Below are 517 nucleotides of genomic sequence, written 5' to 3'. Positions count from 1 at the left end.
ACAGTCCCCGCCCCGGCGGCCCCCGATCCCACGGCCACGACGCTCGCGGTGCTGCTCATCGGTCCGGCCGGCGCGGGGAAGACCAGCGTCGCCAAGTTCTGGGCCGACCACCGCCGGGTGCCCACCGCCCACATCAGCCTCGACGACGTCCGTGAATGGGTGCGTTCCGGCTTCGCCGACCCCCAGTCCGGCTGGAACGACCACTCCGAGGCGCAGTACCGCCTGGCCCGCCGTACCTGCGGCTTCGCCGCGCGCAACTTCCTGGCCAACGGCATCTCGTGCATCCTCGACGACGCGATCTTCCCCGACCGCCCGGCCGTCGGACTCGGTGGCTGGAAACGGCACGTGGGGCCCGGCCTGCTCCCGGTCGTCCTGCTCCCCGGCCTGGAAGTCGTCCTGGAGCGCAACGCGGAACGCTCGGGCAATCGCCGTCTCGCCGACGAGGAGGTCGCCCGCATCCACGGCCGCATGGCCGGCTGGTACGGCTCCGGCCTGCCGATCATCGACAACTCCCAGC

Annotated in this window: 1 protein-coding gene; it reads left to right on the top strand. The window is 72.5% G+C overall.

All coding sequences use genetic code 11. The annotated features are described in order from the left end of the window. On the top strand, positions 1-517 hold a 517-nt coding region (locus BZL64_RS38645; RefSeq protein ID WP_086773545.1), incomplete at both ends, for an AAA family ATPase.

This window comes from Streptomyces bobili, from assembly GCF_002154575.1.
Lineage (GTDB): Bacteria > Actinomycetota > Actinomycetes > Streptomycetales > Streptomycetaceae > Streptomyces > Streptomyces bobili.
The sequence above is the reverse complement of the archived record's forward strand: the minus strand, read 5'-3'. Positions and strand labels throughout refer to the sequence as shown.